Below are 23,896 nucleotides of genomic sequence, written 5' to 3' on the forward strand. Positions count from 1 at the left end.
CAAACTCTCCAATAAAGTGTTTGACTTGCTCATTTCTTAACTGACGAGAATTTGTTCAATTCTCTATTTCAACGTCCCACCAAAGTGGTTCGTTTTACTCACTCGTTGTTCAGTTTTCAAAGATCAATCCGTGTTTCTTGTTTATCATCCGCATCTCAGCGGCGACTTTTATAATATATCATACTTCCTATCAACTTTGCAAGTACTTTTTTTAAAAAGTTTTTTGAAGTTGGTTTTGAAGTTTGATGGCCGCCGGTTGGCGGCATCACCTTCGAAAAGGAAGCGAAAATTAATTTATCATATACTTAGCCGGTTAGTCAACACTTTTTCGTAAAATTAATGTTTGATCTGCGGAAACTTCCCGTTACGTGCATATTTGGAGAGTTCCTTCTGCGGTGCAAACCGGGCATACATGCGGAACACCGTTTTATATCGGTTAGCTATAGCCTGCCTGATGTTTTGGTCCAATCGTTGGTCGCTCAAATCCAGCAGCATCTCATCCAGTTCTTTTCGCAGTACATAATCAAGCTCCTTGCACTCTTTTTCATTGAATAGCATTCCCAGCATGATAGGACCTCCTTGTATAGTTAAGCGAACATGTAACGTCACTTCAATCGGATTAAAGCTGCTCTTGCCTATGTATTGGTGATTAACCGTATTGGCGGGATCTCTAAACCGAATGAATGCTGTCTGCACATTATGATGAACGTCCTGTCCACGCAGCTCTCTCTTTACTCTGCTAAGCTGCTTTATTAGGTATGCACAATTTCAGGGAAAATTATGACATCAGCCACAACGTAATTGTACTTTCGATCACTGCCGCAATGAGCAGCAGCACGACAACCCATAAGGAAGCAGTACCCAGCTTGCGCCAAAAGCCGCGCCACTCCGCGCCTATCCCGCTTCTGCGCTCCCTTGTTGCCACAATACTTCTCAATACCAGCCCGCCAAAAGCCAGGCCATATCCACATGCAATCACAATGACCGGTATCTCAATGATGCCATGAGGCAGCAGCCCTTTCACGATCAGATCGAACAGACTCTCTCCGCTCTCCCCCACAACCTTCAGCAAGAAACCTATCACCATGCCATTAATGACCAGGAAGAAGAACGGTATTACGCCAAGCAGCAAGCCTGAGAACATGACCAGCACGCTCTTAATGCTATTGTTAAGAAAGATAAAAACAAAGAAATTCCATTCGGGATGATCGGAGGAACCGAGCTGCTGGCTAATCTCCCCTAATCCTTGAAGCTGACCAAGAAGGAATTGCTCGAACCCCTCTGAACTTGCCCCCGCCACGATTCCGGCGATAAATAAGACCGCTGCCAAGAGCAATGCCTTCCGGATCGATCTTACATCTCTGAGAAAAATGCTAAAACGTAACATTCGCTACCTCCTAAATTGGTATAACTCGCAAGTACGAGCATATGTTGAAAGTAAACAAGCTATTGCACACTGAAGGGAGAGGGGCGCACGTATTATGAATTCTTTTTATGTATTCAACGGCAGAAAGATTAAGCGGTTTTTCTTCGTCCTTGCCGCGGCGATCTTTGCAATCGGCGTTATTTATGTGGAGAGTGACAACATCTCGGTCTTCTCCGAGAACAACCCGTCAGCGATTTACAGCGTGTCTACGGATAAGAAACAGATCGCGTTAACGTTTGACATCAGCTGGGGCGAAAAGCGCGCAGAGCCTATTTTACAGGCCTTAAAAGACAATGGAGTTCAAAAAGCAACCTTCTTCCTGTCTGCGCCATGGAGCAAAACGCATCCCGATATCGTGAATGCCATTAAGGAAAGCGGATATGAAATCGGGAGCCACGGCTTCAAGCACGATAATTACAGCACGCTCACCGATGAGGAAATACGCAAGCAGATTTCTTCGGCACATACTATTTTAACCGCAATGACCGGACAAGAACCCAAATTAATACGAATGCCTAACGGGGATTTTGACAAAAGAGTGCTCGGCATAGCCCAGAGTCTTAACTACACGGTGATCCAGTGGGATACCGACTCCAGGGACTGGAAGAATATCGGCGTCGACAAAATTGTGGACCGCGTCGTCTCCAAAGCACATCCGGGAGACATCGTGCTAATGCATGCCAGCGACTCGGTGAAGCAAACACATGAAGCTCTCCCTCTCATCATCAAGGAACTGCGTAATAAAGGCTACGAGTTCGTTACGGTAACCGATCTGCTTCAACAGGGCAGCGCCCAAGGCACCGAGGTTCGTGATCACGCTTCATTGCAGAAGAGCATCGAGGATGCAGGCGGACTTTAAACTCTCGAGAGGACCCTGTAATTGAATAATGTTTAACAAAAAAAGAGCTAAGGTGTTAGCTCTTTTTTTCGTCTTGTGTAACTTTATGAAGCGTCAGAATTTGGTATGCATTACAGATGAGCAATGGTACCACCATAAAGATCGTTGCGTTGCTGACTCCAATTTGCAGTACACCGATAATCTCCACAATGGAAATCGCCATCATGAAGAAGAGGGTCGGAATCCATGCATTAGCATTTGTGCTCTTCACTTTGAGATAAGCAACAACAACGGCAATAACCAAAATGGAAATACCTAAAATCAAATCCTGCTGCAGGCTAGTGGATCCGCCGACAAAGGTACGGAAGAACATTAGCTCCAGCAATGCTAGAACAGCCAACACAATCTGAATGTACTGCCAAGTCTTTCGGCGGAATATGCCTATCCCCATATAATTTAAAGTCAGGTACGCAAAAAAGCCCATCTGGGAGTATACGCTCACCAGTGCCCCAGAGCCCAACAAAATCAGCGGGTACATCAATAAATCGGCCATTCCCGTAAATTCGATCGCGCCATTAAACAACTGCAGGATCAGACCTACAATTAATGCCGCCACTGCCCCGACAAGGAGCGTTTTCAAAAACAATTTAGACCACTTTCGTAAGCTCAACTAACTTCCACCCCCACAGATCATTATTTTACCAACGTTCACAATAAAAAACCATTCTGAATCCGACATATTTCTGCAAATCCATCACATACTATGCGAAGAACCGTAAGAAAAACATCGATCGAGCGTACTTCACCAGAGGACCTACCGTAATGCTGCGGATGTTTTTCTTGCGATTATCGAATTTGTTCGGCTTCGCTTATAAATTCAATGATCTTGAAAAAGGAGGACAACGGTAATGAAGTGGCCGTTATTTCGTTTATGTATTATCGTCTTCGTTGCTGCCGTGGTGCTTACCGCTTGTGGTGCAGAACAAAGCTCGTCCCCGCAGCTCGGATATAAAGAAATCAAGTCCATGGTGGTCGACATTCTGAAAACCGACGAAGGAAAAAAAGCGGTAGAGGAAGCGCTGGCCGGCGGATCTGGCGGTTCCTCCGGAAGCGGCGGATCCATGGGGATGCGGATGATGTCCGCCCAGTCCGGGGATCAAATTCGCATGGCCGTTAAGGATACACTGGTATCGGAGGAATATAAGAAGGAAATTGAGAAGATTATGACCGATCCGCAATTCGCGGGTGATTTTGCCAAAGCCATCAATTCCGAGAGCAAGCAGCTGCATATGCAGCTTATCAAAGACCCGACGTATCAAAAAGCGATTCAAGATATGTTAAAATCTCCGGACGTGATGAAATCGTTTCTTGAACTGACCAATACCCCGGATTATCGCAAACAGTCCATGACCGTGATGCAGGAAGCTATGCAGAACCCGCTGTTCCGCATGGAGGTGCTGGAACTGCTTAAAACGGTTGTAAAAGACGAACTTCAGCCTAAAGTGGAGAAGAAAAAAGAAGGCGAAGGACAAGGACAAGAAGAGCAAGGCGGCGGTGGTGAAGGTGGTGGCGAAGGTGAAGAAGGCGGTGAAGGCGGCGGTGGCGGTGGCGGCGGCAGTTAAACAGCACCTCCCCACCTCTCCCATACACATAAACAGGCTCCCTACCAAGGGAGCCTGTTCATTATATGCGTATTGACCATGTCTAGATGGATTCCTCAAGCTTGGCTGCAATCCTTGCGGCGATTTCATCGTAGATCCCTGCGCTCTCGGTACCTGCCTTATACACCGACGGGGAGAAGTCCGGCTCTGAAGGGTGGTTATCCGGCGCTCCCAGCGGAAGCTGCGCGAGCAGCTCGGTATGAAGCGTCTCGGCAAGCTTCCCTCCGCCTCCACGACCAAATACATAATCCTTCTCCCCGCCATGGGAGCAGACATAATAAGACATGTTCTCGACGACGCCTAAGATTTCATGATCGGTCTGCAAGGCCATGGCACCCGCTCTGGCAGCTACAAACGCCGCCGTAGCATGCGGGGTCGTTACGATGATCTCTTTGCTCTGCGGAATCATCTGATGCACGTCCAGCGCCACGTCCCCTGTTCCTGGCGGCAGGTCCAGCAGCATGTAGTCCAAATCTCCCCAAGCGACGTCCGTGAAAAATTGACGCAGCATTTTGCCAAGCATCGGTCCGCGCCAAATCACCGGACTATTCTCGCGGATGAAGAAGCCCATGGACATCACCTTGACACCAAAACGCTCAACCGGATGGATGACACCCTCCTCGGTTACGGACGGCCCCTCTTCAATGCCCATCATATCCGGTACGCTGAAGCCATAAATATCGGCATCGATCAAGCCTACCTTCTTGCCTTGCCGAGCCAAAGCTGCAGCTAAATTCACCGTAACGGTGGATTTACCCACGCCGCCTTTGCCGCTTGCAATCGCAATGAAGTGAACGCCGGATTGCTCGCTAAGGAGTTTATTCTGCTCCATGCCGGCGGCATGTCCTTTTGTCAGCTTCTCGCGATCGTTATCTTCCTCCCGGGCGGCTCCGCCAACGGCATTGTCCAGAGGGCGCATGCGGATATGTATATCCTCTGCCCCCATAGCTTCAAGAATTTCTCTGATCTGCGCCTCCAAGGAAGCGCGTACATCTTCACTGCTGTAAGTCACGGATAATCGGACCGTGCGTTCCTTCACAACAATATCTCGAATACGCTGAAGCTCCATTAGGCTCTTCCCGGTTTCGGGATCGCGTAAAGGCTGGAGTATCTCCTGTACCGTTTCTCTAGTCAGCATATAAGCACCTCTGCTCTATGTAATGGAATAGACAATGTTTCGATATTCCTGTCCATTATACCATTACTCTGCAGCTTGTGACGACTCGCTGGCGGACTCTCCGGAGGTATAACGCAAAATGCCATTATACACAGAGGCTGCGACCTTTCTCTGGTATTTCTCATCACGCAGCAATTCGGATTCCTTCGGATGGGACAAGAAACCGACCTCTACCAAGGCAGAAGGCATGCGCAGGGCTTGAAGCAAAAATATCGTATCATCCGTTTTGGCCAAACGCTGCGTATTCTCCAGGTTATGCCGTATTTCTGCCTGAATCAATTCAGCGAGTTTTTGACTTTCCCCGTTATTTGGAGGGAAAAAGGTCTGCGCCCCTCTCCACCGATTGGACGGAATGCTGTTCAGATGCATGCTGATAAACAGATCCGCCTTACTCTCCTCGATCATCCGCACGCGTTGTTTGAGGTCTTCCGTTTTACGCTTGGAATACCCCTTTGTGCTTTCTGCAGCCAGGTCATAGTCTCCTTCTCTTGTCATAATGACGAGTGCGCCAGCCTGCTGTAAATAATCACGCAAATACAAGGCGATGGCCAGGTTTACATCCTTCTCGATGACACCTTGTCGGCTTACCGCCCCGCCATCTGGGCCGCCATGTCCTGCATCAAGGGCAATGACTTTGCCGGCAAGCGGCAAACTCCAGGTGTTCGACGTTTTGGCAGAGGGAATTTCGTATGTTACAACGACAATGAGCAGTGCCAGCAGCACAGCTCCAATCAGGGTTTGCTTGACTCTCTTTAACGATATCCATACCGTAACCTTGTCCGATCTCCGCCTGGACATAACAAAACCACCTCGTCCCATGAGTTGTTCTACTCCATCATATGGGACAAGGTGGCTATTTATGCCTTTGTTAGACCGTAATCTGCTCTTTCATGCCTTCGATTAACACTTGCGCGACTTCGGGGCGCGTAAATTCCGGTGGCGGGCACTGTCCTTCGCGAAGCAAGCCACGAACCTTCGTTCCCGACAAGGTCAGATGAGCCTCCTTCGGATGCGGGCATGTTTTGCTAGAAGCCATGTTTCCGCAAGTGGTGCAGAAGAAGCTGTGCTCAAAGAACAGCGGGGTAATACCCAGCTCTTCTGCAGTGAAATTCTTGAAAATTTCCTGAGCCTCATACGTGCCGTAATAGTCGCCGACTCCTGCATGATCCCGGCCAACGATAAAATGGGTACAGCCATAGTTTTTCCGAACCATCGCATGAAATATTGCTTCTCTAGGTCCCGCATAACGCATGGCAGCCGGAAATACGCCCAGGAAGGTGCGATCCGCGGGATAGTAGTTCTCCAGCAAGGTCAGATAGCTCTTCATTCGCACATTGGCAGGAACGTCATCCGATTTGGTCTCTCCTACAAGCGGATTGAGGAATAATGCGTCTACGATTTCCATGGCACTCTTCTGAATGTATTCATGTGCACGGTGAACAGGATTACGTGTCTGAAAGCCAACAACCGTATTCCAGCCCTTCGCTTTGAACTGTTCCCGGGTCTCTGCCGGATCAAAATAAAACTCGCCAAACCGTTCCGGCTGCGGACGATTCAGCACTTGGATCGGCCCGCCTACATAGGTTGAAGGACGTTCAAAAAGTTTCTTCACGCCTGGGTGCTCCGGATCATCCGTCTTAAATACTTGAACAGCCTCAGCTTGCTGATCCACCTGATAGACGCTCTCAATATCGATAACGCCATAGACGACCCCATCTTCTTCGCCTACAAGTGCCGCCTTCTCGCCGACGGCAAGTTTAGCCGCTGTATGCTCATCAACAGCCAGGGTAACCGGTATGCTCCAGACCGTACCGTCCGCTAAACGCATAGAGGAAACCACAGACTTGTAATCCTGTTCGTTCAAAAATCCTTGCAGTGGCGAAAATGCCCCGACCCCGATCAAATCCAGATCCGAGATGCTCCAAGCGTTTACGGGGATCTTATGAAGAGTGTCGACCTGTTTCAATAAATCTTCACGCTCTGCTCCTTGGGCTACCCGCTGTACCAGCGTTCCGCCATGAGGGAGTATGGCTGTCATGAATAATTCCTCCTTCTTATGCTGTAACTGTACGATCCTAAGTCGATCATGATTCGTTTATTTATGAAGTCCGCATTCCGTCTTCTCATGACCTGACCAGCGTCCAGCACGTGGGTCTTCTCCTGGCATAACCTGTCGTGTGCAATATTCGCAGCCAATGCTCGGATAATTCTGATCATGCAGCGGGTTGTAGATGATCTCGTTAGTTCGGATGTAGTTCCACACATCCTCGCTAGTCCAGGCCGCAATCGGATTGAACTTCACCAAACCGAACTTGGTATCATATTCAATCTTTTTCGAATTCGCCCGTGTAGGGGCTTGATCTCTTCGTATTCCTGTAATCCAAGCCTCATATTGAGACAGAATCCGGGTCAATGGCTCTACCTTTCGGATATTGCAGCACTCATTCGGGCTGACGCTCCATAATGCTTCACCATGCTGTGCAACTTGCTCTTCCGGCGTAATGAGCGGAGAGACCCGCACGAATTCCAGGCCATAACGTTCGGCCATACGATCCCGCGTTTCGTACGTTTCCTTGAAGTGAAAATCGGTATCCAGATAAAAAATATCCGTCGACGGGCTAATCTTTTGAATCATGTCCACCAATACCACATCTTCTGCTCCAAAGCTGCAAGCAAACGTTATATTGGGAAATGTCTTGATCGCATATGCGATGACTTCCTCAGCCGATGCATGCTCAAGCTCTTCTGCTTGCACTCGGATCAAATCCTCTTTCTCCAGCAAATTCATGATTGGATGCCTCCCCCGATATTAATCCCGATAATCCTACTGAAATAATATGAATTAAATACAGTATAAAACATTCCTAATAAATGTCAACCATCAAATCGTTACCATGATAAACGAAAAAACCCTTCCTGCATAAGCAGAAAGGGTCTTCTTCCTCTTCGATTTCCAAACATTTTGACAAATACCAATCTTAGTCTGTTGTTGCCACCGATACCTCTGTAGCTCTAGTACCAGCGCCGGCACTCTTCCCTTCCGAGTCCTCGGATTTGGGAGCGGATGCCTGATTCGTCGTTCGCAGCGGAATCTCCTTTAAGAAGAATACGAGCAGCAGCGCGACTACGAGGACTAACGTACCTGTGAGGAACACCATGGACAATGTATTTCCAAGTGCATCGCGGATACTGTCGATCATTTGCGCGAACAAAGGCTGTACATCGGCAGGAAGACTTGCCTGCGTTTGTTCGATCAGCGGTTTATTCATCAGTGTCTGCGGATTAGCGAAGGACAACATCTGCTGTGCCAGCTGCGGATCCACCGAGCTAAAATCCGGTGCATTAGTCGACTGAAGTGCTTCCTTCAAATTCTTCGTCAGACTGTTCGACATAACCGTTCCCATAACCGCGATCCCGATTGTGCCGCCGAGATTACGGAACAACTGGGATGAAGCCGTTGCTACACCGAGCTCATTGTGGGGTACCGCATTCTGCGTAGCCAGCGAGAATACCGGCATACCCAAACCAAGACCGATACCAAAAATAATGGTACTAACCACAGTAAGCCAAATGTTGTCCATGAACACCATAATGCCCATTCCGACCATCATAATTGGAACTCCAAGAAGTGCGTACCGTTTGTACTTGCCACTTTTAGCAATGAGTTGACCTGCTATAGCACTCGTACCCATCATGAAAATCGACATCGGGATGGTTACATAACCGGCATAGGTTGGTGAGATACCAAGCACACCTTGAACATAGAAGGAAATATAAATCATGGCACCCATCAGACCAAAATTCATAAAAAATCCAATCAGATTAGAAACCGTAACGACACTATTTTTGAACAAACTAAGTGGCAATACCGGTTCCTTCGCCTTCATCTCTACCAAGATAAAGATAAAAGCTGATACGACTGAAGCTGCGATAAGACCAATAATCTGCGGTGATCCCCAAGCATATTCCGTACCTGCCCAAGAAAAGGCCAGCAGTAAAGGAACGATGGACGTTGTAAGGAATAAGGAACCCAAATAGTCAATAGACTGGCCAAGCTTGCGTTCAACCTTCGGAAACAATGTCCAAATCATGATGAAGGCAACTACACCCAGCGGCAGGAAGATCCAGAATAACCAACGCCATTCGATGTGATCGACCAGATATCCGCCAAGCGTAGGACCAAGGACACTGGAAAAACCGAATACCGCGGTCATCAGCCCCATCCATTTGCCACGTTCGCGCGGTGGAAATAAGTCCCCGACCGACATAAATGCGGTCGATTGGATAATACCGGCACCTATACCTTGAATACCGCGATAAATAATGAATTGATATACGTCTGTTGATGTACCCGTCAGGAAAGCCCCTAACATGAAAAATAATATACCTATCAAAATAAACGGCTTACGTCCGAACATGTCGGACAGCTTACCCACCAATATCGTTGCGATCGTTGATGTTAACAAATAAATATTGATGGTCCATGTATAATAGTCCATACCATCAAGAATGGCGATAATCCGCGGCATTGCGGTGCTCGTTATCGTCTGGTTAATGGCTGCGAAGAACATCGCAGCCATGATCGCAATCATAATTGAAACTTTACGTTTAAGCGTTAAATGCTCCATGCTCCACCTCTACCCGTTGTTGTGATTGTCTTTATCTATGTTTGACAGCATCAAGGAGAAGATTCTTCTCAAATGCTGAATGTCTTCCTCAGAGAGAAAATTGAAAAACCCCTGAATCATTTCCTTCTGATCCTTCTTCACTTTCCTAATTACATCTAGACCCGGTTCCAAGAGAGTGATGTTGACAACTCTCCGGTCATCCTCGGCACGCTCTTTCTGCAAGTATCCTTCCGCAACCAATTTATCCGTTAGGCCGGTTATAGCCGGCGGTGTTAAAGACAAAGCTTCGGCAAGCTCCGATACCTTCAGCGGCCCTCGCAGCTTTAATACATACAGCACCTGAAATTGTGGAAAGCTTAAGTTGTACTTCCCGGCGCTCGACTTGTTCCATTCCTGATGAATGTTCTTCAGCAGTGCCCGGAACATCGACGACACCTTAAAAATCTCTTCATTACGATCCAACCATATCCCCCCCCTTCTCTGCTCCGAAAATTACTTATTTAATTAATGATTAAATAGTAATTATTTAAGTACTTAATTAATTCGCAATTAATAATATATCTCTATTTACATATCAAGTCAAGTGGTTAACGATGTAAGATCATCCCTATCTACATCCATCTATCCGCAGGTTGTGCACATCATGTGAACAACCGGTTCTAGGTTTGACCAACGAAATCCGAGTGAATTGTCCATCCTGTGAATATCTTTGTGGACAAACGCTTTCTCTAAACATAAAAAAGCCCTTGACCATAATGGCCAAGGGCTTGGTAAGTCGCAAATATTAACGCTTGGAGAACTGAGGCGCGCGACGAGCTGCTTTAAGACCGTATTTCTTACGCTCTTTCATACGAGGGTCGCGAGTCAGGAATCCAGCTCTTTTCAGAGAAGGACGGAATTCTGGATCTGCTTTCAGAAGAGCACGGGAGATACCGTGACGGATTGCTCCAGCTTGACCGGAGATGCCGCCACCGTGAGCGATGACAAGCACGTCATATTTGCCCAGTGTTTCTGTCAGATTCAAAGGTTGTTTAACGATCAGCTTGAGTGTTTCCAAACCGAAGTATTCATTAATATCACGTTTATTGATGACAATGCGTCCTTCACCCGGTACGAGGCGTACACGTGCTACCGAGTGTTTACGACGACCTGTCCCATAGTATTGTACTTGTGCCATGAAACTGTCCTCCTTTTTAATTAACCGCGAAGTTCGTAAGCTTCTGGTTTTTGTGCTTCATGTGGATGTGCTGTGCCTGCATATGCTTTCAGTCTCAGCTTCATTTTCTCGCCCATGCGAGTTTTAGGAAGCATGCCGTGAACCGCGCTTTCGATTACACGCTCTGGGTATTTCGCAATCAGGTCTTGAGCTGTAGTTACTTTCAATCCACCTGGATGCAGGGAGTGACGATAGTATTTTTTGTTCTCCATCTTTTTGCCAGTGAGGTGGATTTTCTCGGCGTTGATAACAACCACGAAATCCCCTGTGTCAACATGTGGAGTGAATTGAGGCTTATGTTTGCCGCGGATCAGAGCCGCAACTTCACTTGCCAAACGGCCAAGCGTCTTGCCTTCGGCATCAACGATGTACCATTTGCGCTCAACTTCATTTGGCTTCGCCATATAGGTGGTACGCATGTATAGTTCCTCCTTGTATTCGTCCGAAAATCATCATTAATTTTCATTATTTATCTTCATTCATGTTTAAAGCATTGTCATGGTGTTGCAGTCTTGCATTCGGCATTTTCTTAACCGGGGCTGTGGGAGAGCCGTTAAGAAAACACAACTTATATAATACAGGATTACGCCCACTTCCGCAAGTGTTTTTTGATTTTCCACCTTACACCATGCGTGTTATTCTAACAAGTCGCCCATCACATCCAGAAGCGATTTCTTTCTTCTTTATGTGATCGCCATACCTGTGGTCTGATAGCGACCGGCATTAAGGTTAATCCTTACCGGCGAGATCATACTCCACTTCCCATAACATCAGGCCCTTGCCCATGGCTGTTGGACCGGCTGCTGCCCGGTTTTTGGCTTCCAGTATGACCAACATGTCATCCGGATGGCGCTTGCCTTCCCCTACCTCAATCAACGTCCCCATAATGATCCGAACCATATGCTGCAGAAACCCGTTCCCGGATACGTACGTATGAATGACTCCTTGATCTCTCGTGCCTGGACGGCACATGGACGTATCCTTCTCGATCCATGCATCAAAAATAGTACGAACGTGAGACGGCTTCGTCGACTTCCGTGACGCAAACGTTGTATAGTCATGCGTTCCGATCAGATGAGAAAGTCCCTGCTCCATGGCTGCGATATCCAGTTTCCCATGATGATGGATCTGGTACCGCCGATTGAATAGATCCGGATATTGGTTTGCATTGATGGTAAAACGATAGGTTTTGCGTTTCGCTGCGTGGCGGGAATGGAATTCCATCGGTACCTCCATCGCATCCGAAACCACGATATCTTCCGGCAGCCAGGTGTTTAATGCCATACACCAACGCTCAACGGGAATTGGAGAAGCTGTGTAGAAATTGAATACTTGGGCACGAGCATGCACCCCAGCATCTGTCCGGCCAGAAGCCGTAATCTTGAGCTGTTCACCAGACAAACGGCGGATCGCTTCCTCCAAATAGTCCTGAATCGTGTGGCCACCGGGCTGGGTCTGAAAGCCGTTATAATCGGTACCGTCGTAACTGACCTTCATCAGAAGATTACGCATTGCTGACCTCCTGAGTATAGCGGAAGTTTTCTTTCGATTATATAGAGCCATCAGCTTCGCTGATAACTTATACATTCTACATCCATCAAAAAAAGAGCCCCATAGGAGCTCCTTTTCATCATGTTAAGCCGAACCCTTCGAGTCAGCCACATGACTAGAAGGTCCCCGTTATTGTTGCCCATGGAGTAGTCGAGACGAGTCGAACCAGATGATCGACTATATCTCGCACCACTTCCCGTTCATGGCTCCAAGAATAAACATCTACAGAGCCGGGCATACATAACTACAGTCACTTCAATGGAACAAAGCTATATTACGCGCGATCTACCAGTTCCAAGTAAACCATTGGAGCTGCGTCACCACGACGAGGTCCCAGTTTCAGGATACGAGTGTATCCGCCTGGACGCTCGGAGTAACGAGGAGCGATTTCGGAGAACAATTTTTGGATTGCATCTTGTTCACCGTCTACTGTTTCACGACGCACGAATGCAGCTACTTGACGACGAGCGTGAAGATCACCTTTTTTTGCTTTTGTGATCAACTTCTCAGCGATCGAACGAACTTCTTTCGCTTTGGCTTCAGTCGTTTGAATGCGCTCATATAAGAAAAGGTCGGTTACCAGGTCACGGAACAACGCTTTACGCGCACTGGAATCGCGGCCCAACTTTTGGTATGCCATGTGTTTTTCCCTCCTTTGCTAAGCTAAGCCGAATCTATGCTATTCTTCCGTACGAAGTCCCAGGCCCAACTCTTCAAGCTTCTCTTGTACTTCCTCCAAGGATTTGCGTCCGAGGTTCCGGACTTTCATCATATCCTCTTCGGTTTTCGTGGTCAGCTCTTGTACCGTATTAATGCCGGCACGTTTCAAGCAGTTGTAGGAACGAACGGAAAGATCCAGCTCTTCGATCGTCATTTCAAGCACTTTTTCTTTCTTGTCTTCTTCTTTCTCAACCATGATCTCAGCATCCTTCGCTTCGTCGGTCAGACCTACGAAGAGGAACAGATGCTCAGTCAAGATTTTCGCGCCGAGACTAACAGCTTCTTCCGGGCGGATGCTGCCATCCGTCCAAATTTCAAGCGTCAGTTTATCGTAGTTGGTTACTTGACCAACACGCGTATTTTCCACACCGTAGTTAACACGGCTAATCGGAGTATAGATCGAATCGACGGGAATGACGCCGATAGGCTGGTCATCGCGTTTGTTCCGATCCGCCTGGACATAGCCACGACCGCGACTGGCAAAAATACGCATATGAAGTCTTGCACCAGGGCCGAGCGTTGCAATATGAAGATCTGGATTCAGAATCTCCACATCACTATCCGCACGGATGTCACCAGCAGTAACAACCCCTTCACCCTCCGCATCAATCTCGAACACTTTCTCTTCATCGGAATGAATTTTCAGAGACAAAGCTTTCAGGTTCAGGATGACCTCGGTCACGTCTTCCATGACACCCGGAATCGTGGAAAATTCATGCAGTACGCCATCGATTTGAATCGATGTGACTGCAGCTCCCGGTAGTGAGGATAACAAGATGCGGCGAAGCGAGTTCCCCAGCGTCGTGCCATACCCTCTCTCCAGAGGCTCAACAACGAATTTCCCATAGGTTCCATCTTCATTGACATCAACGGTCTCAATTTTCGGCTTTTCGATTTCAATCACGCAAGTACCCCTCCTTCAAACGTCGCTCCTATATGAAACTGTCATCTTATCCAGTAATCCATGTAGTAGTATGCCTAAACAACCATTATTAGCAGATTGCAACGGATTTATACCACATTAACAGGATGACTTCATTATACGCGACGACGTTTTGGTGGGCGGCATCCGTTATGTGGAATTGGTGTAACGTCTTTGATCAGGTTGACTTCGAGACCTGCTGCTTGCAGAGAACGAATTGCTGCTTCACGACCAGCACCAGGACCTTTAACCATTACTTCCACCGCTTTCATACCGTGTTCCATAGCCGCTTTGGCAGCTGTTTCAGCAGCCATTTGCGCAGCGAACGGGGTCGACTTACGGGAACCTTTAAATCCAAGGCCGCCGGAGCTTGCCCAAGAAATCGCGTTTCCGTGAGGATCCGTAATCGTTACGATTGTATTGTTGAATGTGGAGCGGATATGAGCCACGCCACTTTCAATATTTTTGCGGTCACGACGTTTAGTACGTACGACTTTTTTTGGTTTAGCCATTGTCTATTATCCCCCTTTCTTATTTCTTCTTGTTCGCTACGGTACGACGAGGACCTTTACGTGTACGAGCATTCGTTTTAGTACGTTGACCACGAACAGGCAATCCACGACGGTGACGAATACCGCGGTAGCAGCCGATCTCCGTGAGACGTTTAATATTTAAGGAAATTTCACGACGCAGGTCACCTTCTACCTTAACCATACCATCGATCGTTTCGCGCAATTTGCTGACTTCATCTTCTGTCAAATCACGGACACGAGTGTCTGCATTGATTCCAGTTTCTTTCAGTACTTTCTGGGAAGTCGTTTTACCGATTCCGAAAATGTAAGTCAAGGCGATCTCAACGCGTTTGTCACGTGGCAAATCCACACCAGCTATACGAGCCATTTTACGCTACACCCCCTTCTTTAACCTTGTTTTTGTTTGTGTTTCGGATTTTCACAGATAACCATTACGTTCCCTTTGCGGCGAATGACTTTGCATTTTTCGCAAATAGGCTTTACAGAAGGTCTTACCTTCATGCTAATTACCTCCTCCAAGTTTTACGTTGTAAAACCAGCTTCGAAACTAAAGTAGTTTGTTACCGCTGCTGAGTTTTACGTCAGTAAAACCGCTTCGCAGCTTTCCTTAATTCCCCAGGGGAACCTTGAATCTATTTACGGTACGTGATACGACCTTTGGTTAAATCATACGGCGAGAGTTGAACAACCACTTTGTCTCCTGTAAGGATACGGATAAAGTGCATCCGCAGCTTTCCGGAAACATGAGCGAGAATTTGATGACCATTCTCCAGCTCGACTTTAAAGGTAGCATTCGGCAACGGCTCAATAACCGTTCCTTCGACTTCAATGACATCTTCTTTAGCCACAGTTAGTCTCCTTTCTGATCTGCCTTGGATTTATCGGATACAAACCGGTCCAGTGCGAAACGCAGCTTACCGTTTGTAACCCGACCGCTTTCTTGCAAACTGTTTACCACTTCACTGCTAATGTAGGATTGAGGTTCAAGATGAAGAACATTCTTCTTCTTGGCCCCGTCAAACTTGCGTTTGTCCCCATCCGCGATCCACACGAACCTGCTGTCCTCAATCGAAACGATAACGGCATACTGTCCGGCATCTCTGCCTTTCAGTATCTTAACAATCTGCCCGGGCTGATGCGTGACTTCATTATTCATGTTATCACCCTATTCCGGCAGCTTCGTCAAAATTTCCATGCCATCCGGCGTGACTGCTACCGTATGCTCGAAGTGAGCACATAGTGAGCCGTCTACCGTTACAACCGTCCAGTTGTCTTCCAGCGTCTTGACGTTCCGCTTACCCGCATTGACCATCGGCTCAATCGCGAGCACCATGCCCGGTTTGAGTCTTGGTCCGCGGTCAGGGATGCCATAGTTCGGAATTTGCGGATCCTCATGCAGATCGGTACCCACACCATGACCAACGTATTCCCGGACGACAGAGAAACCTGCATCCTCGATATGACGCTGTATGGCATGAGAGATTGTAAACAAGCGGACATCGGGTTTGATTAGCGCAAGTCCAGCATAGAGCGATCCTTCCGTTACGTCCAGCAGACGCTGGGCCTCTTCGGAAATCTCTCCTACAGCGTAGGTCCATGCCGAGTCACCATGGTAACCCTGGTACTGTGCACCGATATCAAACGTAACGATATCGCCCTCGATTAATTTGCGTTTGCCTGGAAATCCATGCACCAATTCTTCGTTGACTGATGCGCAAATGCTGGAAGGAAATCCGTTGTAGCCTTTAAAAGATGGCACAGCGCCTTGGCTTCGAATGAACTTGTCGGCCATAAGGTCAAGTTCCCCGGTCGTAATGCCCGGTTCTACATGAGCTGCAAGGAGTTTGTGGCATTCCGCCACGATCCTTCCTGCTTCTCTCATCAAGCTCAGTTCCGTTTCGGATTTACAAATGATCATTATACTTAACCTCTCAGTATAGACGCAATTTGTGTTGAAACCGCGTCGATTTCCTGATCACCATCGATTTGACGCAAAAGACCTTTGTTCTCATAAAACGTGAGGAGTGGTGCTGTTTTGTTGATATATTCGTCTAAACGAATGCCGACGCTCTCTTCGTTATCATCGGAGCGCTGGTACAATTCGCCGCCGCATTTATCACAAATGCCTTCCTGTTTAGGAGGATTAAAGATCACATGATAAGTCGAACCACAGTTTTTGCAAATCCGGCGGCCGGTAAGGCGAGCCAGAAGCTTTTCCCGATCAACTTTCAGGTTGATGACATGATCGAGACCAGTATTCAAGCGGGCGAGAATCTCATCCAGCGCTTCCGCTTGCGAAAGGGTTCTTGGAAAACCGTCCAATAAAAAACCTTTTTCGCAATCGGACTGCTGCAGACGCTCTTCCACAATACCAATCGTTACGTCATCCGGTACCAGCAGACCCTGATCCATGAATTCCTTCGCTTTAATCCCGATGGGAGTTCCTTGTTTGATCGCGAGACGAAATGCATCGCCCGTTGAAATATGAGGAATACCGAATTCATTCACGATGTTTTCTGCTTGCGTCCCTTTTCCTGCCCCAGGAGGACCCATGAATAAGATGTTCACCTTACGTCACTCCCTCCCCTTGATTGACTAGCAAGAACAACACAATAGGCGCCGGGAAGCGATACAGACCACTCGCCGGAACCTATCGCCTATTTATTGATAAAACCTTTGTAATGACGTTTGATCAGTTGGCTTTCGATCTGCTTCATCGTATCCAGTGCAACACCGACCACGATCAAGAGGGACGTACCACCAATCTGAACCGTACGCGGAAGACCTGCAAGTGATCCAAAGAACACCGGAAGTACGGAGATCACGGCCAGGAACAGAGCTCCTGTCATGGTCAGACGGGTCATAACCCGGGTCAGATACTTCTCGGTAGCTTTACCAGGACGAATGCCCGGAACATAGCCGCCGTTCTTCTTCATATTATCAGCCATTTGGTTCGGGTTCATCTGCACGAAGGTGTAGAAGAACGTGAAACCAATGATCATGAGCACATACAGTACCATTCCAAGCGGGCTGTCATAAGCCAGATTCTCCGTAACCCATTTTGCCCAACTCTGGTGAGCCCAGAAGCTGGCAAGGATAACCGGGAACTGCAAGAGTGACATCGCAAAGATTACCGGAATAACGCCTGCTCCGTTAATCTTGAGTGGAATGTGTGTATTCTGTCCGCCGTACATTTTGTTTCCTACAACACGCTTCGCGTATTGAACCGGAATCTTACGGATACCTTGCTGAATGAATACAACACCGGTAATGATCAGAACCAAAATCAGCAGGATGATGACACCCTTCAGAATGTTCATAAACACTTGACCATCCTGAATGAAGTTCGATTCGATCGTTGTCCGAATGTGCATCGGGATACCAGCAGCGATACCTGCAAAGATAATGATCGAAATACCGTTACCGATTCCGCGTTCCGTAATCTGTTCACCGAGCCACATCAAGAATGATGTCCCTGCGGTAAGCACAATTGCGATCACGATAAAGTCGATAGTGGTTGCTCCAGGCACCATATCCATGCCATACAGGCGGTTAAACCCAATAGACATCGCTAACGCCTGGATCAAACCCAATATTACCGTACCATAACGAGTAATTTGAGCCAACTGTTTCTTCCCGTGTTCCCCTTGTTTGTTCCATTCCGCAAACTTTGGAATGACGTCCATCGACAGCAACTGTACGATAATGGACGCAGTAATATATGGAAATATCGAAAGGGCGAAGATCGAAAACTGCGATAGTGCGCCCCCCGAGAACGTGTTAAGAAGACCGAACAACTCATTGCCTGTCTGATTCGTCTGGGTAAAAACCTCTTTGTTAACACCGGGAACCGGAACAAAGGATCCAATACGGAAGATGATCAGAACGAATAAGGTGAACAAAATACGCTTGCGAAGGTCATCCACACGCCATATATTTTTCAGGGTCTTAAACATTAGATCACCTCGGTTTTACCGCCGGCAGCCTCGATCTTCTCTACCGCAGATTGAGAAAACTTAGTAGCTTTTACAGTCAAAGAAACGGTAACTTCACCGTTGCCAAGAATTTTGATTCCGCTCTTTGTATTGTTAACAATACCGCTCTCAACCAAAACTTCTGGAGTCACTTCAGTACCTGCTGCAAAGCTGTTAAGTTCTTCGATGTTCACAATCGCGTACTCTTTCCGAGTTGGGTTTACGAAACCGCGCTTCGGAAGACGACGATACAATGGGTTCTGTCCACCTTCGAAGCCTGGACGTACACCACCGCCGGAACGAGAGTTTTGTCCTTTGTGACCGCGACCCGACGTTTTACCCGTACCGCTACTAGTACCGCGTCCAACGCGCTTGCGCTCTTTGCGGGATCCAGGTGCTGGGCTCAGCTCATGTAACTTCATCGTTCGTTGCACCTCCTTAATATGTCCGGGAATAAACTGCCCGGGATTAACCTTCGATTTCTTTAACAGAAACCAGGTGATTTACTTTCTTGATCATTCCGCGAATTGCAGCATTGTCGCTTTGAACCACGGAATGGTTGATTTTGCGAAGTCCGAGTGTTTTCACGGTTGCACGCTGATCCTCTGGACGACCAATCACGCTGCGTACGAGGGTGATTTCAAGTTTAGCCATGAGATTCCCTCCTTAACCCAACAGCTCTTCGACGGATTTGCCGCGAAGCTTGGCAACATCTTCAACACGCTTCAGGCGGGACAACCCTTCCAAAGTCGCATTGACCATGTTCATGGAGTTCGAAGAACCTAGAGATTTTGTCAAAATGTCGCCTACGCCAGCCAGTTCAAGTACTGCACGAACCGGTCCGCCAGCGATAACTCCAGTACCTTCAGATGCCGGCTTCAACAATACTCGGCCTGCTCCGAAGTGACCTGTTACGAGGTGAGGAATAGTTGTTCCAACAAGTGGAATGTGAATCAGGTTTTTCTTAGCATCTTCAATACCTTTGCGGATTGCATCCGGTACTTCGCCTGCTTTACCGATACCTGCTCCTACCCAACCTTTGCCATCACCGACAACTACCAGTGCACTAAAGCTAAAGCGACGTCCGCCTTTTACAACTTTAGCAACGCGGTTAATGTTTACTACTCTTTCAGTCAGTTCTAAAGTGTTAGGATCTACACGCAAGTCGTTTACCTCCTTTTGAAAATATCTTAGAATTCAAGGCCTGCCTCGCGAGCTGCCTCTGCAAGTGCTTGAATACGTCCATGATACAAGTATCCACCACGATCGAATACGATCACTTTGTAACCTTTGTCTGCAGCACGTTTTGCAACGAGTTCGCCGACTTTACGAGCGGATTCAACGCTTCCGCCGTTCTTGATGTCGTTAGCCAGTTCTTTATCCAGCGTAGAAGCTGATGCCAAAGTCACGCCAGCCACGTCGTCGATCAATTGAGCATAGATGTGTTTCGAAGAACGGAACACGTTCAGACGTGGACGTTCTGCTGTGCCTTGGATTTTCTTACGGACACGCAGGTGTCTTTTCAGACGAGCTTTGTTCTTGTCTTGTTTCGTGATCATGCTTCCATTTCCTCCCTTCAGTTTTGCCTTAAAAGCTTCACTTTTAGACGCATCGGGTAAGTGTGGGAGAAGAAGTAAGTTATCCACCAGGTGAATCCCCGGTCAGCTAACTTATTTCTTCTTACCAGCTTTACCTTCCTTACGGATAATGCGCTCACCTTCGTATTTAATACCTTTACCTTTGTATGGCTCAGGCTCACGTACGGAACGAATCTTAGCAGCGTATGCACCTACGCGCTCTTTATCGATACCACGAACCGTGATTTTTGTGTTTGCCGGTACGTCGAACTCGATACCTGGCTCCGGTGTAATTTCAACTGGGTGGGAGTAACCCACGTTCAGAACGATTTTATCTCCGGATTTGCTTGCACGGTATCCGACACCTACCAACTCAAGGTTTTTCGAGAATCCTTCAGTTACACCGTTGACCATATTCGAGACAACGCTGCGGGTCGTGCCGTGAAGAGAGCGATGTGTTTTGTTGTCGGAAGGACGAACAACATTGATCTCGTTGTTTTCTACTGTAATTTGCATGTCTTTATGCAGTTCACGAGTCAAGGTACCTTTAGGTCCTTTAACAGTGATTACAGTGTTATCCAGTGTGACTTCCACACCGTTTGGAATAGCAATTGGTTTACGACCAATACGGGACATTCATTACACCTCCTATCTTGTGACGTTGATTACCATACGTAGCAGAGAACTTCTCCGCCAGCTTTGGATTGACGAGCTTCTTTGTCGGTCATAACTCCCTTAGACGTGGAGATGATCGCAATACCCAAACCACCAAGTACGCGAGGTACTTCGTTGCTCTTCGTGTAAACGCGAAGACCTGGTTTGCTGATTCTTTTCAGACCTGTGATTACACGCTCGTTGTTGGAACCATATTTCAGGAATACACGAATGATCCCTTGTTTATTGTCTTCCACAAACTCTGCATCACGGATGAAGCCTTCACGCTTCAAAATGTCAGCGATTTGTTTTTTAATCGTCGAAGCAGGCATTTCTACTGTTTCGTGGCGAACCGTGTTCGCGTTACGAATACGAGTTAGCATATCTGCAATTGGATCGGACATAGTCATGTAGGATAAACCTCCTTCCCGTTTATAAACTTCTTACCAGCTTGCTTTTTTCACGCCAGGAATCTGGCCTTTATAAGCTAATTCACGGAAACAAATTCTGCAAATTTTAAACTTCTGCAGTACCGAATGTGGGCGACCACAACGTTCACAACGGGTATATGCCCGTACTTTGTATTTCGGTGTACGTTGTTGTTTAACTTTCATCGAAGTTTTTGCCACTTAGCCTGACACCTCCTAAATAGTTTCGGAGAAAAGGACAACCGTCTTATTTCGCGAAAGGCATGCCCAGTTGAGCAAGCAGTTCACGGGATTCTTCGTCGGTTTTGGCAGTCGTTACGATAACGATATCCATACCGCGAACTTTATCCACTTTGTCATACTCAATTTCAGGGAAAATGAGTTGCTCTTTCAGACCGAGCGTATAGTTACCGCGTCCGTCAAATGCTTTGGTGGACACGCCTTGAAAGTCACGTACACGTGGAAGTGTAACGTTGAACAGCTTGTCGAGGAAGTAGTACATACGCTCACCGCGCAGTGTTACCTTCACACCGATAGGCATGTTCTCACGCAGTTTGAATCCCGCGATGGATTTCTTCGCACGGGTGATAACCGGTTTTTGACCAGCAATCAGCTGCATGTCGTTCACAGCGGAATCAAGCACCTTCGAGTTAGCTACAGCGTCACCTACACCCATGTTGATGACAACCTTCTCGATTTTTGGTACTTGCATTACTGTCTTATAGCTAAACTTCTGCATCAGAGCAGGAGTTACTTCGTTCAAAAAACGTTCTTTCATTCTTGCTGCCATGATTCAAGGACCTCCTTTCTAAACCGTCTTATTTATCGATAACTTCTCCGGATCTTTTTGCTACGCGAACTTTTTTACCGTTGTCCAATACTTTGTAACCGATACGGGTTACTTTTCCGCTCTTCGGATCAACGTGCATAACGTTCGATACATGGATCGGAGCTTCCTTCTCGATGATACCGCCTTGTGGGTTCATTTGGTTTGGCTTCTGGTGCTTCTTAATCATGTTCACACCTTCAACCAAAACACGATTTTCACGAGGGTACGCTGCGATGACACGGCCTTTTTTGCCTTTGTCTTTACCGCTGATGACGATAACTGTATCATCTTTTTTCACGTGCAGTTTGTTGCTATGGGATTCCAGAACTTTTTTCACTTTAGGCATTCGTTACACCTCCTATGACTAGCCAGTTCAACTATTTATCGGGTTCCCGAAAAGTTACGTCACTTTTTGGGGTGTTATTAGATTACTTCCGGAGCCAAGGAAACGATTTTCATGTAGTCTCTTTCGCGAAGTTCGCGAGCAACTGGTCCGAAAATACGAGTTCCGCGTGGGCTTCTGTCGTCTTTAACAACAACAGCTGCATTCTCGTCAAATGAGATGTAAGATCCGTCTTTACGACGTACAGAACGTTTCGTACGAACGACTACCGCTCTTACTACATCACCCTTTTTGACAACGCCGCCTGGTGTTGCTTGTTTGACGGAACATACGATCAAATCACCGATTTGAGCTGTACGACGACCAGTACCACCCAATACGCGGATACACATCAGTTCCTTCGCACCGGAGTTGTCAGCAACAGCTAAACGTGTAAATGGTTGAATCATTTAAATTTCCTCCTTCCATCAAAAACTGATCATATCTTAGATGATAACCGCTTTTTCAACCACTTCTACCAATCTCCAGCGCTTGTCTTTGGAGAGCGGACGAGTTTCCATGATTTTAACGGTATCTCCGATTTGAGCTTGATTGTTCTCATCATGCGCTTTAAATTTTTTCGTGTATTTAATGCGTTTGTGATACAAGTCATGCTTCTTATAAGTTTCAACAGCTACAACAATGGTTTTATCCATTTTATCGCTGACAACTTTACCAATTTGCACTTTACGAGCATTGCGTTCTTCGCTCATTTGTTAGCCTCCTTCCTGAATACAGAACAGCGAGTTTCTGTTTCATTAACTAATCCCAAGTTCTCTTTCACGGATAACGGTTTTAGCACGAGCTATTTCTTTGCGAACGTCACGGATCCGAGTCGGGTTGTCAAGCTGGCCTGTGGCCAATTGAAAACGGAGGTTAAAGAGTTCCTCTTTAAATCCGGCGATTTTTTGCTCGATTTCTGCAGTGGTTAAGTTGCGCAGTTCATTAGCTTTCATTTGCTTCACCACCCACTTCTTCTCGTTTCACAAACTTCGTTTTAACAGGCAGCTTGTGAGCGGCGAGACGCATCGCTTCGCGGGCGATTTCCTCGGACACGCCTCCAAGTTCAAACATGATCTTGCCTGGTTTTACAACGGCAACCCATTTCTCAACGTTACCTTTACCGCTACCCATCCGCACTTCGAGAGGCTTTTGAGTAATCGGCTTATCTGGGAAAATCTTAATCCATACTTTACCGCCACGACGAATGTAACGAGTCATCGCGATACGAGCAGCCTCGATCTGACGGTTCGTGATCCAGCCTGGTTCTGTAGCTTGCAGACCGAATTCGCCGAAGTTCAGTTCAGTACCGCCTTTAGCTTGACCTCTCATATGGCCGCGCTGTTGTTTGCGGTGTTTTACACGTTTTGGTACCAACAT

Annotated in this window: 37 protein-coding genes; 2 read left to right on the forward strand and 35 right to left on the reverse strand. The window is 47.2% G+C overall.

What is annotated here, in order from left to right; translation table 11 throughout:
• Positions 1-336: 336 nt before the first annotated feature.
• Both AK95_RS16265 and AK95_RS16270 read right to left on the reverse strand, forming a co-directional pair.
• Positions 337-567: a hypothetical protein gene (locus AK95_RS16265; RefSeq protein ID WP_009592811.1), complete on the reverse strand. Its 231-nt coding sequence runs from the start codon at positions 565-567 to the stop codon at positions 337-339.
• 211 nt (positions 568-778) lie between these two features.
• A complete protein-coding gene (locus AK95_RS16270) occupies positions 779-1,387 on the reverse strand; it encodes a stage II sporulation protein M (RefSeq protein ID WP_071220999.1) in 609 nt (202 codons plus the stop codon).
• Positions 1,388-1,481: 94 nt separating this feature from the next.
• On the opposite strand from AK95_RS16270, the gene pdaB reads away from it, so the two are divergent.
• Positions 1,482-2,285 (forward strand): polysaccharide deacetylase family sporulation protein PdaB, encoded by an 804-nt coding sequence (gene pdaB, locus AK95_RS16275; RefSeq protein WP_071221000.1) that lies wholly within the window; start codon positions 1,482-1,484, stop codon positions 2,283-2,285.
• Positions 2,286-2,340: 55 nt separating this feature from the next.
• On the opposite strand, the gene AK95_RS16280 is transcribed toward pdaB, so the two are convergent.
• Positions 2,341-2,934: a KinB-signaling pathway activation protein gene (locus AK95_RS16280; RefSeq protein ID WP_071221001.1), complete on the reverse strand. Its 594-nt coding sequence runs from the start codon at positions 2,932-2,934 to the stop codon at positions 2,341-2,343.
• Between the two features lie 238 nt (positions 2,935-3,172).
• Here AK95_RS16280 and gerD point away from each other — a divergent pair, with 238 nt between their 5' ends.
• Complete coding sequence (gene gerD / locus AK95_RS16285) at positions 3,173-3,886, forward strand: spore germination lipoprotein GerD (RefSeq protein ID WP_071221002.1); 714 nt, start codon at positions 3,173-3,175, stop codon at positions 3,884-3,886.
• 82 nt (positions 3,887-3,968) lie between these two features.
• On the opposite strand, the gene AK95_RS16290 is transcribed toward gerD, so the two are convergent.
• From AK95_RS16290 to rplP, 32 genes are all read right to left on the reverse strand, one after another.
• Entirely contained in the window at positions 3,969-5,063 is a 1,095-nt protein-coding gene (locus AK95_RS16290; RefSeq protein WP_071221003.1) for an Mrp/NBP35 family ATP-binding protein, read from the reverse strand.
• A gap of 63 nt (positions 5,064-5,126) precedes the next feature.
• On the reverse strand, positions 5,127-5,900 hold the full coding sequence (cwlD, locus tag AK95_RS16295) for an N-acetylmuramoyl-L-alanine amidase CwlD (RefSeq protein WP_071221004.1): 774 nt from the start codon (positions 5,898-5,900) through the stop codon (positions 5,127-5,129).
• A gap of 70 nt (positions 5,901-5,970) precedes the next feature.
• Entirely contained in the window at positions 5,971-7,140 is a 1,170-nt protein-coding gene (gene sat, locus AK95_RS16300; protein ID WP_071221005.1) for a sulfate adenylyltransferase, read from the reverse strand.
• A 57-nt stretch (positions 7,141-7,197) separates the two neighbouring features.
• Positions 7,198-7,890, reverse strand: a complete 693-nt coding sequence (locus tag AK95_RS16305; RefSeq protein WP_071221006.1) for a phosphoadenylyl-sulfate reductase — start codon at positions 7,888-7,890, stop codon at positions 7,198-7,200.
• A gap of 190 nt (positions 7,891-8,080) precedes the next feature.
• Positions 8,081-9,730 carry an MDR family MFS transporter gene (locus tag AK95_RS16310; RefSeq protein ID WP_071221007.1) on the reverse strand — a complete coding sequence of 550 codons (1,650 nt, stop codon included), beginning with the start codon at positions 9,728-9,730 and terminating at the stop codon, positions 8,081-8,083.
• A gap of 9 nt (positions 9,731-9,739) precedes the next feature.
• Positions 9,740-10,192: a MarR family winged helix-turn-helix transcriptional regulator gene (locus AK95_RS16315; protein WP_071221008.1), complete on the reverse strand. Its 453-nt coding sequence runs from the start codon at positions 10,190-10,192 to the stop codon at positions 9,740-9,742.
• A 322-nt stretch (positions 10,193-10,514) separates the two neighbouring features.
• Positions 10,515-10,907 (reverse strand): 30S ribosomal protein S9, encoded by a 393-nt coding sequence (rpsI, locus tag AK95_RS16320; protein ID WP_006212891.1) that lies wholly within the window; start codon positions 10,905-10,907, stop codon positions 10,515-10,517.
• 20 nt (positions 10,908-10,927) lie between these two features.
• Entirely contained in the window at positions 10,928-11,365 is a 438-nt protein-coding gene (rplM, locus tag AK95_RS16325) for a 50S ribosomal protein L13 (protein WP_071221009.1), read from the reverse strand.
• A 310-nt stretch (positions 11,366-11,675) separates the two neighbouring features.
• A complete protein-coding gene (truA, locus tag AK95_RS16330) occupies positions 11,676-12,458 on the reverse strand; it encodes a tRNA pseudouridine(38-40) synthase TruA (protein ID WP_071221010.1) in 783 nt (260 codons plus the stop codon).
• A 313-nt stretch (positions 12,459-12,771) separates the two neighbouring features.
• On the reverse strand, positions 12,772-13,137 hold the full coding sequence (gene rplQ, locus AK95_RS16335; protein ID WP_071221011.1) for a 50S ribosomal protein L17: 366 nt from the start codon (positions 13,135-13,137) through the stop codon (positions 12,772-12,774).
• Positions 13,138-13,176: 39 nt separating this feature from the next.
• Positions 13,177-14,121: a DNA-directed RNA polymerase subunit alpha gene (locus AK95_RS16340; protein WP_071221012.1), complete on the reverse strand. Its 945-nt coding sequence runs from the start codon at positions 14,119-14,121 to the stop codon at positions 13,177-13,179.
• A gap of 134 nt (positions 14,122-14,255) precedes the next feature.
• Positions 14,256-14,651 carry a 30S ribosomal protein S11 gene (gene rpsK, locus AK95_RS16345; RefSeq protein WP_009589209.1) on the reverse strand — a complete coding sequence of 132 codons (396 nt, stop codon included), beginning with the start codon at positions 14,649-14,651 and terminating at the stop codon, positions 14,256-14,258.
• A 19-nt stretch (positions 14,652-14,670) separates the two neighbouring features.
• Complete coding sequence (gene rpsM, locus AK95_RS16350; RefSeq protein WP_006212897.1) at positions 14,671-15,039, reverse strand: 30S ribosomal protein S13; 369 nt, start codon at positions 15,037-15,039, stop codon at positions 14,671-14,673.
• A 20-nt stretch (positions 15,040-15,059) separates the two neighbouring features.
• Positions 15,060-15,173, reverse strand: a complete 114-nt coding sequence (rpmJ, locus tag AK95_RS16355) for a 50S ribosomal protein L36 (protein ID WP_003333770.1) — start codon at positions 15,171-15,173, stop codon at positions 15,060-15,062.
• Between the two features lie 131 nt (positions 15,174-15,304).
• Positions 15,305-15,520: a translation initiation factor IF-1 gene (gene infA, locus AK95_RS16360; RefSeq protein WP_006212898.1), complete on the reverse strand. Its 216-nt coding sequence runs from the start codon at positions 15,518-15,520 to the stop codon at positions 15,305-15,307.
• 2 nt (positions 15,521-15,522) lie between these two features.
• Positions 15,523-15,828, reverse strand: a complete 306-nt coding sequence (locus tag AK95_RS16365; RefSeq protein ID WP_071221013.1) for a KOW domain-containing RNA-binding protein — start codon at positions 15,826-15,828, stop codon at positions 15,523-15,525.
• A 9-nt stretch (positions 15,829-15,837) separates the two neighbouring features.
• Positions 15,838-16,590, reverse strand: coding sequence for a type I methionyl aminopeptidase (gene map, locus AK95_RS16370; RefSeq protein ID WP_006212900.1), 753 nt, complete (start codon positions 16,588-16,590; stop codon positions 15,838-15,840).
• Positions 16,591-16,595: 5 nt separating this feature from the next.
• Positions 16,596-17,240 carry an adenylate kinase gene (locus AK95_RS16375; protein WP_071221014.1) on the reverse strand — a complete coding sequence of 215 codons (645 nt, stop codon included), beginning with the start codon at positions 17,238-17,240 and terminating at the stop codon, positions 16,596-16,598.
• 89 nt (positions 17,241-17,329) lie between these two features.
• Positions 17,330-18,628: a preprotein translocase subunit SecY gene (gene secY / locus AK95_RS16380; RefSeq protein WP_071221015.1), complete on the reverse strand. Its 1,299-nt coding sequence runs from the start codon at positions 18,626-18,628 to the stop codon at positions 17,330-17,332.
• On the reverse strand, positions 18,628-19,068 hold the full coding sequence (rplO, locus tag AK95_RS16385) for a 50S ribosomal protein L15 (RefSeq protein ID WP_071221016.1): 441 nt from the start codon (positions 19,066-19,068) through the stop codon (positions 18,628-18,630). Before rplO ends, secY begins: the two co-directional genes overlap by 1 nt.
• A 46-nt stretch (positions 19,069-19,114) precedes the next feature.
• Positions 19,115-19,300: a 50S ribosomal protein L30 gene (gene rpmD, locus AK95_RS16390; protein WP_006212904.1), complete on the reverse strand. Its 186-nt coding sequence runs from the start codon at positions 19,298-19,300 to the stop codon at positions 19,115-19,117.
• 12 nt (positions 19,301-19,312) lie between these two features.
• Positions 19,313-19,810, reverse strand: coding sequence for a 30S ribosomal protein S5 (gene rpsE / locus AK95_RS16395; RefSeq protein WP_009589212.1), 498 nt, complete (start codon positions 19,808-19,810; stop codon positions 19,313-19,315).
• Positions 19,811-19,836: 26 nt separating this feature from the next.
• Positions 19,837-20,205, reverse strand: coding sequence for a 50S ribosomal protein L18 (gene rplR, locus AK95_RS16400; protein ID WP_071221017.1), 369 nt, complete (start codon positions 20,203-20,205; stop codon positions 19,837-19,839).
• Positions 20,206-20,316: 111 nt separating this feature from the next.
• Entirely contained in the window at positions 20,317-20,859 is a 543-nt protein-coding gene (gene rplF / locus AK95_RS16405; protein WP_071221018.1) for a 50S ribosomal protein L6, read from the reverse strand.
• 29 nt (positions 20,860-20,888) lie between these two features.
• Positions 20,889-21,287, reverse strand: a complete 399-nt coding sequence (gene rpsH / locus AK95_RS16410; protein ID WP_006212908.1) for a 30S ribosomal protein S8 — start codon at positions 21,285-21,287, stop codon at positions 20,889-20,891.
• Positions 21,288-21,320: 33 nt separating this feature from the next.
• Positions 21,321-21,506, reverse strand: a complete 186-nt coding sequence (locus tag AK95_RS33490) for a type Z 30S ribosomal protein S14 (protein ID WP_074961883.1) — start codon at positions 21,504-21,506, stop codon at positions 21,321-21,323.
• Positions 21,507-21,552: 46 nt separating this feature from the next.
• Complete coding sequence (rplE, locus tag AK95_RS16415; protein WP_007132558.1) at positions 21,553-22,095, reverse strand: 50S ribosomal protein L5; 543 nt, start codon at positions 22,093-22,095, stop codon at positions 21,553-21,555.
• A gap of 28 nt (positions 22,096-22,123) precedes the next feature.
• Complete coding sequence (rplX, locus tag AK95_RS16420; protein ID WP_006212910.1) at positions 22,124-22,480, reverse strand: 50S ribosomal protein L24; 357 nt, start codon at positions 22,478-22,480, stop codon at positions 22,124-22,126.
• Positions 22,481-22,557: 77 nt separating this feature from the next.
• Positions 22,558-22,926, reverse strand: a complete 369-nt coding sequence (gene rplN, locus AK95_RS16425) for a 50S ribosomal protein L14 (protein WP_006212911.1) — start codon at positions 22,924-22,926, stop codon at positions 22,558-22,560.
• Positions 22,927-22,962: 36 nt separating this feature from the next.
• A complete protein-coding gene (gene rpsQ, locus AK95_RS16430) occupies positions 22,963-23,229 on the reverse strand; it encodes a 30S ribosomal protein S17 (protein WP_009589223.1) in 267 nt (88 codons plus the stop codon).
• A gap of 45 nt (positions 23,230-23,274) precedes the next feature.
• Positions 23,275-23,472, reverse strand: a complete 198-nt coding sequence (rpmC, locus tag AK95_RS16435) for a 50S ribosomal protein L29 (RefSeq protein ID WP_007132561.1) — start codon at positions 23,470-23,472, stop codon at positions 23,275-23,277.
• Positions 23,462-23,896 (reverse strand): 50S ribosomal protein L16, encoded by a 435-nt coding sequence (rplP, locus tag AK95_RS16440; protein WP_009589221.1) that lies wholly within the window; start codon positions 23,894-23,896, stop codon positions 23,462-23,464. Before rplP ends, rpmC begins: the two co-directional genes overlap by 11 nt.

It is taken from the genome of Paenibacillus sp. LC231 (assembly GCF_001860525.1).
In the GTDB taxonomy this organism is placed as follows: domain Bacteria; phylum Bacillota; class Bacilli; order Paenibacillales; family Paenibacillaceae; genus Paenibacillus_AQ.